Below are 12,526 nucleotides of genomic sequence, written 5' to 3' on the forward strand. Positions count from 1 at the left end.
ATGATTTCTTGAAGCATTTAAATAATTGAGTAAAAAATTATCTTCAGGTAATGACGATCATTGATTACAAGTATTAACCTGTGAATATGGAGATTAATGAAAATATCAAAAAATAAGCAACATGGCTAAAATTATTGTTACTGGAGCCGCCGGCTTTATTGGCTCTCATCTTGTAGAAACATTGCTGCAACAAGGGGAAGAAGTGATCGGGATTGATGAATTCAATGATTACTACGATCCGATGTTAAAGTTTAAAAATATTGCACACTTACATCAGTCACCTGGCTTTAGCTTAATTGAAGGAGATATGCAGTTTTTAGATTGGCAGCAACTCCTAAAAGATGTTGATGTAGTTTACCATCAAGCGGCCCAAGCAGGTGTTAGAGCAAGTTGGGGTAAATCTTTTCGAGGTTATACAGAACGAAATATTAATGCTACACAAGTTTTGCTAGAAGCAGCTAAGGATGCTAAACAACTGAAAAGGTTAGTGTTTGCTTCTTCCTCCAGTATATATGGTGATGCGGAAACATTACCTACCCATGAGAGAATTTGTCCTCAACCAGTTTCTCCTTACGGCATTACGAAGCTAGCAGCAGAGTTCTTATGTGAAGTGTATCACAAAAACTTTGGCGTACCCTGTGTGGCATTGCGTTATTTCACAGTTTATGGCCCTAAACAGCGCCCAGATATGGCATTTAATAAGTTTTTTAAATCCATTTTACAAGATGAGGCGATTTCTATTTACGGCGATGGACAGCAAACGCGGGAGTTTACCTTTGTTAGTGATATCATTGCCGCTAATTTAGCCGCCGCCGCCGCACCCGAAGCAGTGGGAGAAATCTTTAATATCGGTGGTGGTAGCAGGGTAGTTTTAGCAGAAGTTTTGGATACGATTGAAGAAATTGTTAGGAAACCAATTAAAAGAAACTACATAGAAAAGGCGATAGGAGACGCCCGCCACACGGCTGCTGATGTATCTAAAGCGCAGAAACTTCTGGGATATCAGCCGCAAGTTTCCCTGAGAGAAGGTTTAACGCAGGAATGGGAGTGGATTAAATCTTTATATTCCTGATTCCATCTAAATCTCCGGGGTACTCCCGCCACAACGAAGTTTGGCGGCGATAGCGAAGCGGTAGCGATACCCCAGAAATTGCCAAATCATTGGTTTTTGACTTTCTTTCTAAGACTACGGATAAATTCACGGATTACCTCTGTTTGAGTTCTATCTTGTTGCTGACAGTAGGTTTTTAATATTTCTAGTTCCTGCTCTGGAAGCCTGATATCTATGCGAGTAGTCATCCAAAAGTACGGAATTATGCTGTGTTTTTCGTTACCAAGCCCCTTCGGGGCGGGAACAGGGAACTCTTAACAGGGAACAGAAAAAAAATTAGCCCCGAATACAGGGTTTAAAGCCCCTAAATTTATTTATGAAAAGAGATAAAAATATTTGAAACGAGATGGCGTCAGCCACGATGTTTCAATGTGTCCTTGTACAAATCCCCTGATTTTAATTATGGGGATTTCCCTGTTGCCTGTTGCCCGTTCCCTGTTCCCTTTTAACTGTGCGTAAGTTAACTACCCTCTTCCCATGATTGAAATTCATCAATGGCGCTACGAATTAAGGAGGTTATTTGAGCGCGACGGGTTTCAAAATTGGCGGCGATGTAAATCAGTAGGATGCCAACTAGTAAGCCAACAACCCATTTTAAAAATGAATACTGCAAGCTAAAAATTACCGATTGGTAGATTGTAGTGATTAAAAAAGTGGCTGTACCAATGTAGAGAAAAGCCCGTACTCGCAAAGCTAATCCGGCAAAAATGGCGATGAGGCTGAAAATCCCCGGTATCCAGGCTGTATCTTGATTAAATAAAATTGCCCATCCACAAATTAAACCACTGCCTAGCACTCTCAGAATATGACGAGCGGTTTTGTACTCTGGTAACTTTAGCTGGGTATCTACTTGAGCAATATAAAGCAGTGATAATCCAATTGGTGTGACATACCACAAAGCATCAGTGAGATGTAAGGAGTCAACCCAACGGTAAAGCGCCCAATCAATCAGTGCCACACTAATATAGGTAAAACGGATGTTTTCACCCACTTTTGCGAGGAAGATGTAAAATCCAGCTGCTAGTACCAAGGTAATGGGGTAAGTTTGCAGTCTGGTTTCCCATAAAATTATTAGCGGTATGATGTAAGCGGCTTGTTGCCAAGGTCTTTTAGACCAACCCCAACTTTCCCAAGGTAGGATGTATAGAAAATAAGCTACCACACAAGCGATCGCACCATTCCACGGAACTAATGGCCCAGCCCAAAATTTTCCGACTGCTGTCTCGCGCCAATAAACCCTCATGCCGGCTACCTCTAATAAGCCAAGGTAAACCCACATCTCGGCGATTGTGATTCCTCCGAAGATGCTGGGGGAAGTGCGCGAATTTCGTCCCTGAAAGATGGCATAACGAATCAAAAATACTCCCGTTGCCAATCCCACTAAACGGTTAACTGCAATGGGAAGAGGAATGGCAGCCATTAATAAACAGCTACTCCAAGCCCAATGAATATGGGCAATTCCTTCTAGTTCTTGGGGAGTTAGGCGTAAGTAGCTGACAAGCCAAGGTGACAGAATGCGGTAAGCATACATGATACTTGCACCAAGGGTAGACATGGCAATCAATCCATCACCTAAGGCTCCTCCTGATGCTTGTGACATCTGATAGAACAAAAGTTCATAAGCAGAAATGGATATGCCAATAATTCCTAAGTACAGCAGGGGTTTAAAGTTCTCACGCCGTCGCCCCACACCAATAATAATTAAAGCTACACCCAAGGAACACAACCCTGTCCACTCGGTGAAGGTGTCGAAACGCAGCAATATACTGAATGCACCGTAGATTAATGGCAAAATGTGAAGGCTACTGGGAAGCTTTTCTAGTTGATGTCTTCGCCGCCACCACTCGCCGAAAAGTTGAGCAATTAAACCTAAAGCGATATTGGCGATTGGCAAGCCACGCTCCGCGAACACTATTTTAACAATTGAGTGTTCCCCCAACCCTAGCACTTGGGCAATCAACAATTCCAAACACCAACCAATACCATAAAATGCCCAATTTGTCGGTTCTTGCCAACTGCGATAAACAATGGCTGCCAAGGTGATTGCAGTGGCAATTAAGAACAAAAATCCTGAAGTGCTAAACCCCCGGTAAATCAGTACTGAGTGCAGCGTCAAACCCAACAATTCAAAACCACACAAGGCGATCGCCCACCGATCGCTAGCGGCTGCATAGATAGCTGCTAATTCGTTACCGCGTCGGCTTAAAACAGTCCTTGCTAACCATAAACTTAAAGTTGCGATCGCTCCTGCAACAAACCAACCTCCTACAGATAGGCGAGGCAAACCAGGCACACCTGTCCACAGCAACGCCCCAATGAAACTTAAAGCAAATCCTTCTGTAATTAGCGCAGATGCTTGGTTTCGCAAATAGCGAGTATTGGCAAACATCAACCCAGCACCTACAGCCAAACCGATTAATCTGATTACTGGTAGCTGTAACGTCAATAGCTGGGCAACTACCACAGTTAAGACACTCAAGTAACGGCTAGTAATGCGACGCTCGATAATTGTGGCATTGGCAACACCTGTGAGAGCTAAAGGCGTCACTAGCCATAAGACTCCCCAATTGCCTTGACTATCAACTATGCCATACCAAGATGATTCTGCATTGATCCACAAGATCAAAAAACTAGCCCCAGCTAGTCCTAAACCGATGTCCCATGCACTACGTCGCCATAAACCTTCCTCTAGGCTAAATCCCCATTCTGCAACCATCAGAGCCAATAAAATACTTGCCCAGGCTTGTGGACTCAGATTTGGTAATAGCCAATTAATGGTAGAGCAAAATGCCAGCACCCCCATGATGTGAGTTAGGTATACCAGGGGAAGGGAGGAGGGGGAACGGCGTTGAGTGACGAATGCGAGAGTGGTGGTAGAGAATAACAGATTTAGCGATCGCAATGTCGGATTTATCAGAGCGATCGTTGTTAAAAAAGTTCCTAATAAGAGGGTGAGTAGTTCGCCAAATTTAGCTAATTCTCGCTTTTGACTGCGATACAAGCTATCTGTGAGCGCCACCATCAAAATTACGTAGGGAAATAAAGCTATACCCAGTAAAGCCCAAGGTTCATTTTGAGAATTGGTGAGTTGGGTACTAGTTGCGATCGCTAATTTCTGTAAGTTATCAGGTACTAACCGCCAACCTAAGCAAATCGTCTGTAAGCCAATGACGAAAACCGCTGCCAAGTCTACCTTTAGACTGTACTGCCGCAAGCGACTTCCCATAAACCATAAACCCAAACCACTGACAGCGATCGCTTGCCAAGGATAATTTACTACCGATACTAGCCAACCCAGAAAGATTAAAATGCCACCGAGTTTTTCCCAGAGTAAGAGAGATGAGGGGGATATTAATGTTACTTCCCTTGCTCCCCTGCTCCTCTGCTCCCCTGCTCTCTGTACTAACCAAGTCACCAACCAGCCGCAAATACCAATCGCTAACCCCAACTGCGTGATATCTACCCTGGCAACAAAAATTGCTCGCACTAACAGCACTATTAGAGCATAAATAATTACAGCGGCAGTTAAACTAATACTTAGCCTACGACGTAGGCGTAGCCCGTCGTAGACATCGCCCCGATCTTCCTCACTGACAGTATGAGGCTGTTGGTAAAGATTGTGATAGATAGTAATAATAGTTGTGCCGATCATTGCCACATAAACAGCAATTAAGGGAAATCCTCTGAATTGCCAACCCCAATGCAGATAACTCAGCCCCAGAATATTCGCTAGAGGTAATTTGCCAGGATGTAAATTAGTAAAAATAGTCCGATTTTTGGAGAGTAAAACTTTTATTGCAGTAAGGATAGGACTGGCGATCGCAACCACAATCCAATCAACAGGATTCCGCCACAATTGAAAGCTATCAATTGCCCAAAAATTCACTGGCACTAACAAAAGGGTGACAATCAGCAATGTCTGAGCCGTCAATCTGAGGTTATTTTGCCTAGTCGCCCAAAAGCTTAACCCCCAAAAACTTAAAGTATAAGCAAATAAAACCCCATACTGTCCAGAAGCCGGAAACCTCTCCCACTGACTAGCAGCCAGTACCCCAGAGGATACCACTACCAGAAAAACTCCTAAAAAAAGCAGCCAACGTACACTCAGTTCGGCCCCCAAAGACTGTAACATTGTGCTGATAAAGTTGGGTTTAGGTGGTGTTTGTTGCGGTTGTCTACGACTACTAGATTGTAAAGCTGCTGTAGATAACTGCTGTACGGGATCGTAAGTTGCAAATACTACCTTTGTTTTCGCTTCAGCTTGGGGTTTTAACACCACCGCACACACCAGAAACTCTTGGCATAGCTGCTTAACTTGGGTATCGGATATTAAACCTAAGCGCAGCCATATATCTAATCCTTCTAATAAATGAGGATGGGAAGATGGCAGTCTGATTTCAATTATCAGCGGACGCTCAAGGGGCGATGACATAAGCGGCGGGAGTACAAGTATATACTTAAATTATTTGTTTAATTAAAGTATATTTTGGCTCTGATTGTGCCACTTATTAAGCTAATTGATATTAATTTTTAACCTATGAGTGATATTCAAATGCCAACTATCTGCTTTTAGGTTCCACATTCCAGTCTGGCAAGCGCTAGATGTACCCTTATTTTTGGTTTAATTAGGCTTTGTTATTTTCCAGAGAAAGTTGTCTACCTGCTGTAACTTTGAGTGATAAACTTTTTCAATTCCAGCTTTTAAGAAGTCAGATGGCTCGTACAAGAATACAAATACGTCAGTAAAGCCATTAGTAATCTCTGGTACTTGATTTTCTTTGACAATTTGAAATTGCACTTTTGAATCAACTAAGTGACCAAGTATTTGTATTGGTGGAAGTAAGTTATTCTCATCACTAATTATAAGCGGTTTATTACCTTGACTAATAATATTAGCAATTTTAGGAAATTCTTGGTATTTTTCAGGGAATTGGTTCCACCAAATTTGGGCTTGAGAGTGGAATATACAAGATATAAATCCGCCCGTAATTACCATAAATGCTACAAGTGACCAAAGCTGTTTTTGCCAAACTTTAGTAGAGATAGACGTGATTTTAGTGGTAAATAGGTAAGCAACAGCCAACTGTATACCTAAAACTGAGGGAAGTGTATATCGACTAGTAGCATATCGTTTTTCCAGGATAAAATCCGTTATTAGTAGAGGAAGCGCTACAGATCCAATCAAGGTTAAGACAAATAACCAAACTTCTTTAGAGGTTCTTCGACAGAGAAAATAAATTGAGTAGCTGATTAGAGCTAAAATAATTAAAATAAAAGGAATTAAGAGAATCTTAATTCTTCCTGGATCGATAGGGCTAATACCTACATCAAGAAACGTCCGACTAAAGATGCCAGCCCACCTTTCAATTGACCCAAGTAATGTTTGTTTAGCATTTGTCCAAGCTACTGCTGCTGGCTGAGGATTGGTATAAATAATCCAAATCCAAGGTACAAAAGTTATAAATCCTGCAAGCGATGATATCAGGTAATAAATCGATGTTTTACTCAATCGGAAGCGTTCGATTGCAAGTACATAAATTCCCTGTGCAAAAGCAACCAAGGTAAAAAATACATGAGTATAAAACCCTAGTATCAATGTTGCCGTGTAAATGCACCAACTAACCTTTGTTTTCAGGCGTATAGCTCGCAGCAGTGCTACGCTCGATATTAATATGGCTACTATCCATAAACTGTATGCTCGCGCTTCTTGTGCATACACCACATGAATAGGTGAAACAGCCACCAACGCAATGGCTACCCACCCTACTAGTGAAGACTTAAATAATTCTCGACATAGCCAATAAATACAAGGAAAGGTGAGCAGACTAATGAATGCCGAAAAACTTCTGGTCACGGCTACAGAATTGCCAAAGCACTCTACCCAAAATCGGGCTATCAAGATGTATAATGGCAAAATCTGCGAGTCTTCTAAAACAACCCCTTTAAGTGTATCAATTACGTTTTTTTCAGGATTAGGATACTGATATTTATGCAAATCTTCTATGCTGAACAAATGACCATTATCTAACTGCTCTTCCATTTCTGACTGCATATAGCCAGATATGCGTAAAGATGAGAAAACTTCATCACCCCAATAAAGTTTTTTGTCAATATTGACGAAGCGAAAAAATATGCCTATTACTAATAGGATAATGATTAAAAATTGTAACCCAGATTTAGAAATAATCCAGTTCTGTGACAATTGCTTTTTCATGCAGTTTTTAATATCCTCAAAGCCTTAATAAATGGTGGCAAAGTTTTATTACCTTTGATCCCCAGAGAAGTAAAAGTCTCCTATATCTACAGAATGAGTTTCAAGGGTTTTGCAGCTTTTGGCAACAAGATCCCATAATAAATATAATTGTTTACTTGTCATCGTATAGTATAAGTTAATCAAGATATGAAATACTTGTGTTGAAAATAAAAATATTTCATAAAGTTTATATGAAAATACTATCAATCTGCCTGCGAGTAGCAAGCAACACAAAGACGCTACTTGTGGAATTTTCGTAAGTTTTAACAAAAAGGCACTCACCACAAATGAAGGTCAAAGCATCCCCTTGACTAAACTCTGGACATGTATAGTTAGTGACCGAAACAGTGCTGTACATGGATAGCACTCAGCACTTTCAAGCTAGAGGGTATGGGTTATCGAAACAGAATTCAGGAGTCAGGAGCCAGAATGGGCTAAACGCCCCGCTATCCATGTACAGAATGAATTTTGTGCGACTGGTGGATAGCGTAGCTAAGCCTTTGTCTTCTCCCTTGGCGTAGCGTCTCGTAGAGAAGGGGAGACGCAATCATGCGATAGCGCCGGCGGCAAGCGAGTCTTCTCCCTTGGCGTTAGCCTCTCCCAATGTGATTCGGGGAGACGCTAAGAGCGATAGCGCCAGCGGCAAGCGAGTTATCGAGCGTCACGAGCGTCTTCATTCTGACTTCTGAATTCTTCTTCAATTTGGCGAAATGCGATCGCAGAGTACGGGAAACCCAAGGAGCAATTTTTGGAATCCCTAACTATATGGTACTTGTGGGTCTATTTTAACTTGCCCTTACCCTGACAAAATCAACTATTGTTCTGGTAGGCTACAATATGGTAATTAAATACTACGGTAAATTGATCGATTTACAGTATGATATTATTTTCAGATGCGATCGCTTCCTTTGGTATGTAGCCATTTGAATACAAGCAACATCCCAGAGTAAACCGACGAGTGCGATCGCTTCCCATAGATCAAACTCTGGAGAATTGACATGAGCAACAAACACATTGAAGTCAAACAGGTAGCCGGTTTCATCGGTGCCGAAATTAGCGGCGTAGATTTGTCGCGCCCTTTGCACGATGATGCAGTCAAAGAAATTCGTCAAGCACTATTGAAGTGGAAAGTTGTCTTCTTTCGCGGTCAAAACATCGATCATGCGGCACAGATTGCTTTCACATCTCGTTTCGGCGAAGTTACCTACGCACATCCCCATGAAGATGAGCCAATTGAAGGCTTTTCAGAAATTCTACCCATTGACCGCAGTCGTTACGAGCGGCGCAATGGTCTGCGCCGTTCCAGCTACGAGAGCCGCTGGCACACTGATGTGACAGCAGTTGTCAACCCGCCTGCTGCGTCGATTTTGCGTGCGGTTAACGTGCCCAGTTTCGGTGGTGATACACAGTGGACAAATCTAGTTGCAGCCTACGAAGGTCTGTCAGCACCCCTACGGGCGCTTGCAGACACCTTGAAAGCCGAACATCGCTTCAATGCGCGTTTGAATTTGCCCAGCAACAGCAAGATTGCCCAGCGCATCGCAGCCAATCCGCTGGTTTCAATCCATCCAGTGGTTCGGGTTCATCCTGAGACTGGTGAGCGTGCATTGTATGTTAACCCTGGCTTCACCTCGCACATTCTTGACGTATCACGACAAGAGAGCGACCTGCTGCTTGAGTTGTTCTTCAACCAGATCACCAAGCCTGCCTACACCACCCGCTTCCGTTGGAACAACGGAGACATCGCCTTCTGGGATAACCGCGCTACCTCGCATTTGGCCCCTCAGGATTTGGATCATGTGGAAGTTGAGCGTGTACTCTATCGCACTACCATCACAGGTGACGTTCCAGTTGGGCCCGATGGTTTCCGATCGCAAGTGGTTGAAGGTGAAGCCTTCAGTAGCGAATTACCAACTATCTTGAAGAAGAAAGCCGAGAATTTGGAAGCGGTACCAGCGCTTTCATAAACTACAGAGTGGTAACTCATCCCACGGCTATGAAAACATCGTTTATCTAGCGATATGCTTCTGTGTTCGCTCGTTTTCATAAAAAGCCGTGGGATTCTCTTCTCTCTGTTTTCTCTGTACTCATGCGGTTAAATAAATTACTTTCAAACCGCATAGGCGCAGAGAACGCTGAGAAAAAACCAGATATTTCACCCTACTGGCGTGGCAAGCAAAAAAATAGTGCATTAGACGTAGGCTGGGTGGAGCGAAGCGCAACCCAACATCCTGATATATGTTGGGTTATGCAGAGCCTATACTACAATTTTTTTGCTGAGAACAAACCAGATATTTCACCCTACTCAATGCTGAGTTGTCCAGAGACATCACCACAGCCTATTCCCTGGCAATAACTATATCGTTGGACTTAATAACGGCATAAGCCTCTTTCCCTTCAGACAAATCCAACTCTTCTACCGATACTCTGGTGATAATCGAAGTTAACTCAACTTTGTGAACAATCTCCAGCGTCACCTCACTATTAACGGCTCCAGTGACAACTCGCTTAACAACACCCTTGAGAATATTGCGGGAGCTAACTTTGAGTGGTTTCTTTTGAATACTAATTTCGATCTCAGGTATTTGAGTGTATACCTCTTCCTCTTCTGTATTTATACTTGGTAGCGAATTTGATGGTGAAGAATGTTGATTAAGACCACGTACCAGTTCCCGAAGAATCTCGGTCTTGGTTCGCTGAGACTGGCCGCAAAACTCTTCTAAAATCTTTCGCTCTTCTTCTGAGGTTTGGAATGTGACCCACCCTTGTTCTTTTCTAGGCATATTTTTACCGATATAGTTGGTTAGCTGTTGGTATATTTGCTACTATTTTACCTAGCATCAATTTTATGGAAGAAACCTTTCAAACACATTTTCTATGAAAAGAAGACAAATTTTTGGTTTTCTAGGTATAGTAGTTGCTGGCTTGCTGTTAGCAATTGGTTTACCGTTAGTTACTCCTTCTCCTGTAATAGCACAGTCAAACACCAACATACTCGTATCCGCAGCTGCCAGCTTAAAAGAGGCGATGGAAGAAATTAAGCCTTTGTACCAACAAAGTAAACCAAATATCAATATTAGTTATAACTTTGGGGCTTCTGGTGCATTGCAGCAACAGATTGAGCAAGGTGCGCCAGCGGATATATTTATTTCTGCCGGCAAAAAGCAAGTCGATGCTTTAGAAGAAAAAGGACTGTTGCTACCTGGTAGCCGTACTAACTTAGCAAATAATCGTCTAGTCTTGATTGTGGCTCAGGATGTTGTTGGCATCACTAGCTTCTACAATTTAACAGATAGTAAGATTAAAAAAATTGCGATCGGTGAACCCAGAAGTGTACCCGCTGGTCAATATGGGGAGCAAGTCTTAAAGAAATTGAAAATTTACGATCGCGTCAAGTCAAAATTGGTCTTTGCTAACAACGTGCGTCAAGTTTTGGCAGCAGTAGAAAGTGGTAACGCCGAAGCGGGTTTAGTTTATGCCACTGATGCCAAAATTTCCAATAAGGTAAAAGTCGTAGTTGCTGCTGACGATAAGTTTCACTCACCAATTGTCTATCCAGTAGCAATAATTAAAAGCAGTAAAAATACTTCTGCTGCTAAGGAATTTGTTCAGTTTCTATCTGGTAGTGATGCCAAAAATATACTCAAAAAATATGGGTTTATTGTGCGTTAAAACAAGGGGCTTAAGCCCCTTGTCTGGTTAACTGAGGTCTAAGAAGCTGTGGATTGTAATTTTTCTAGTCGTGCCAGGACTTCTGAACTGTGAATGGTTGGGTTGACTTTGACAAAAGTCTCGCGCAAGACGCCTTGAGGATCGATGATAAAACTATGGCGCATAGATAAAAAGCCGAGCCAAGAACCATAAGCTTTACTCACTGAACCATCAGTGTCAGCTAACAGGGGGAATTTTAGCCCCTCTGAATCGCAAAACTTGGCGTGAGAATCAATGTCATCGGCACTAACGCCAATAATTTGGGTATTTTTTTCGAGGTATTGGGGTAAGTCCTGCTGAAAACGACGAGCCTCTATAGTACAACCAGAAGTGAAGTCTTTAGGATAAAAGTACAGGACTAGCCATTTACCACGCAAGTCAGAAAGGGATATTTTACCATCACCTGTGTTGGTTGGCAAAGTAAACTCTGGTGCTGGTTGATTAATTGCAGGAAGTTTACCACCAAGAGCATCAGCAGCAGGGGTAAAATTCAGCCAGCTGATCACAGATACACAGCTGGCAAATAATATGCTTAAAAAAGTGCGGCGGGAAATCATGGTATAAACCAGAATCACAACTTTACATAAGTTTACAATTCTTGGTTGCGAGAAATCTTACAAAAAACAGACGGGAGTCTGAAAGCCCCGGAGGAAAAATTGCTACGCAATGTATTCCGTTCAATAGATAAGGGGATGAAAGACGGTACGGTAGGCTTTAGCCTACATTCCCTTTAACTTTTAAGTGCTAGACTTTGAACCTCACACGACTCTTGTTGTCGCGTGATTCCTGCTTCAACGATCTGTGCCTGAATTCCTCCAGGTCTCAATACTGCTCGGATAAGCAGGGGAAGCAGGGGAAGCAAAACTCAACGCCAGCCTCCATTTCTCCCCCGGCTATTGAACACCTTGCCTCAACCAAGAAATTCCAAAACCTACGCAGTATTGCTCGCTTGTCTTATAAGTTCTCCACAGGCGTTTTTGAAGTCTCCCTAGCACCGACGGCGACTTTTAAACAAGTACCTAAAAAGTCTAAGTATGTTTCACCTCTGTACCTTAAAGATTTTACCCACTAGAGGATCGGGAGAGGTCAATCTAATTGAGATTCTGGAAAGGTATCTGTGCTTTCGATATATTGATTATCTAGGAGAAAAGCTCCTCTAGCAAAGCGAATACCCCAATATCCACCGGGTCTACGGTCAATCACTATACCCTCTTCGCCAATGTGAATTACATTAGGGGGGCGTAGCATGGGCATAGGTTCAGCAGTTTTGACGTAGGCTGGTAGCGCCACAACTCGGACTTTACTACCAATTGCGAATTCTTTAGACATCTTAATCAAGCAGGGAGTTTTGAATTAACTCATAAATCATAACTAGCTTGGAAGTCTACTAAATTGGGTATTGAACAAAATCCGTTAGCGGGGTATTAAGCCAGTTTTGGGACATTTTTTTA

At 42.5% G+C, this 12,526-nt stretch carries 9 protein-coding genes; 3 read left to right on the forward strand and 6 right to left on the reverse strand.

Annotation, left to right across the window (positions count from 1 at the left end):
- The first annotated feature begins 121 nt into the window (after positions 1-121).
- Positions 122-1,072, forward strand: coding sequence for an NAD-dependent epimerase/dehydratase family protein (locus V7K67_RS05225; RefSeq protein WP_334733933.1), 951 nt, complete (start codon positions 122-124; stop codon positions 1,070-1,072).
- Between the two features lie 86 nt (positions 1,073-1,158).
- On the opposite strand, the gene V7K67_RS05230 is transcribed toward V7K67_RS05225, so the two are convergent.
- From V7K67_RS05230 to V7K67_RS05240, 3 genes are all read right to left on the reverse strand, one after another.
- The gene (locus tag V7K67_RS05230) at positions 1,159-1,299 is read right to left on the reverse strand and encodes a ribbon-helix-helix protein, CopG family (RefSeq protein ID WP_334733934.1); all 141 of its coding nucleotides are present in this window, start codon (positions 1,297-1,299) and stop codon (positions 1,159-1,161) included.
- A 272-nt stretch (positions 1,300-1,571) separates the two neighbouring features.
- Positions 1,572-5,543 carry a DUF2157 domain-containing protein gene (locus tag V7K67_RS05235; RefSeq protein WP_334733935.1) on the reverse strand — a complete coding sequence of 1,324 codons (3,972 nt, stop codon included), beginning with the start codon at positions 5,541-5,543 and terminating at the stop codon, positions 1,572-1,574.
- 189 nt (positions 5,544-5,732) lie between these two features.
- Positions 5,733-7,325 (reverse strand): glycosyltransferase family 39 protein, encoded by a 1,593-nt coding sequence (locus tag V7K67_RS05240; protein ID WP_335165514.1) that lies wholly within the window; start codon positions 7,323-7,325, stop codon positions 5,733-5,735.
- A 1,037-nt stretch (positions 7,326-8,362) separates the two neighbouring features.
- Here V7K67_RS05240 and V7K67_RS05245 point away from each other — a divergent pair.
- Positions 8,363-9,331, forward strand: a complete 969-nt coding sequence (locus tag V7K67_RS05245; protein WP_334711347.1) for a TauD/TfdA dioxygenase family protein — start codon at positions 8,363-8,365, stop codon at positions 9,329-9,331.
- Between the two features lie 372 nt (positions 9,332-9,703).
- Here V7K67_RS05245 and V7K67_RS05250 read toward each other — a convergent pair whose 3' ends face one another.
- On the reverse strand, positions 9,704-10,147 hold the full coding sequence (locus V7K67_RS05250; protein WP_334711348.1) for a TOBE domain-containing protein: 444 nt from the start codon (positions 10,145-10,147) through the stop codon (positions 9,704-9,706).
- A gap of 94 nt (positions 10,148-10,241) precedes the next feature.
- Here V7K67_RS05250 and modA point away from each other — a divergent pair, with 94 nt between their 5' ends.
- Positions 10,242-11,036 carry a molybdate ABC transporter substrate-binding protein gene (gene modA, locus V7K67_RS05255; RefSeq protein WP_335165516.1) on the forward strand — a complete coding sequence of 265 codons (795 nt, stop codon included), beginning with the start codon at positions 10,242-10,244 and terminating at the stop codon, positions 11,034-11,036.
- A gap of 38 nt (positions 11,037-11,074) precedes the next feature.
- Here modA and V7K67_RS05260 read toward each other — a convergent pair whose 3' ends face one another.
- Together V7K67_RS05260 and sipA are read right to left on the reverse strand one after the other, a co-directional pair.
- Positions 11,075-11,632: a peroxiredoxin gene (locus V7K67_RS05260; RefSeq protein ID WP_334732944.1), complete on the reverse strand. Its 558-nt coding sequence runs from the start codon at positions 11,630-11,632 to the stop codon at positions 11,075-11,077.
- Positions 11,633-12,161: 529 nt separating this feature from the next.
- Positions 12,162-12,404: a regulatory protein SipA gene (gene sipA, locus V7K67_RS05265; RefSeq protein ID WP_334732934.1), complete on the reverse strand. Its 243-nt coding sequence runs from the start codon at positions 12,402-12,404 to the stop codon at positions 12,162-12,164.
- Positions 12,405-12,526 lie beyond the last annotated feature (122 nt).

The sequence above is a fragment of the Nostoc sp. genome (assembly GCF_036917155.1).
Lineage (GTDB): Bacteria > Cyanobacteriota > Cyanobacteriia > Cyanobacteriales > Nostocaceae > Nostoc.

Bases quoted from the DNA above. Each gene is read 5' to 3' on its own strand.
- V7K67_RS05230 (WP_334733934.1), bottom strand. From the start codon at position 1,299: ATGACTACTCGCATAGATATCAGGCTTCCAGAGCAGGAACTAGAAATA.
- V7K67_RS05260 (WP_334732944.1), bottom strand. From the start codon at position 11,632: ATGATTTCCCGCCGCACTTTTTTAAGCATATTATTTGCCAGCTGTGTA.
- V7K67_RS05235 (WP_334733935.1), bottom strand. From the start codon at position 5,543: ATGTCATCGCCCCTTGAGCGTCCGCTGATAATTGAAATCAGACTGCCA.
- sipA (WP_334732934.1), bottom strand. From the start codon at position 12,404: ATGTCTAAAGAATTCGCAATTGGTAGTAAAGTCCGAGTTGTGGCGCTA.
- V7K67_RS05240 (WP_335165514.1), bottom strand. From the start codon at position 7,325: ATGAAAAAGCAATTGTCACAGAACTGGATTATTTCTAAATCTGGGTTA.
- V7K67_RS05245 (WP_334711347.1), top strand. From the start codon at position 8,363: ATGAGCAACAAACACATTGAAGTCAAACAGGTAGCCGGTTTCATCGGT.
- modA (WP_335165516.1), top strand. From the start codon at position 10,242: ATGAAAAGAAGACAAATTTTTGGTTTTCTAGGTATAGTAGTTGCTGGC.
- V7K67_RS05225 (WP_334733933.1), top strand. From the start codon at position 122: ATGGCTAAAATTATTGTTACTGGAGCCGCCGGCTTTATTGGCTCTCAT.
- V7K67_RS05250 (WP_334711348.1), bottom strand. From the start codon at position 10,147: ATGCCTAGAAAAGAACAAGGGTGGGTCACATTCCAAACCTCAGAAGAA.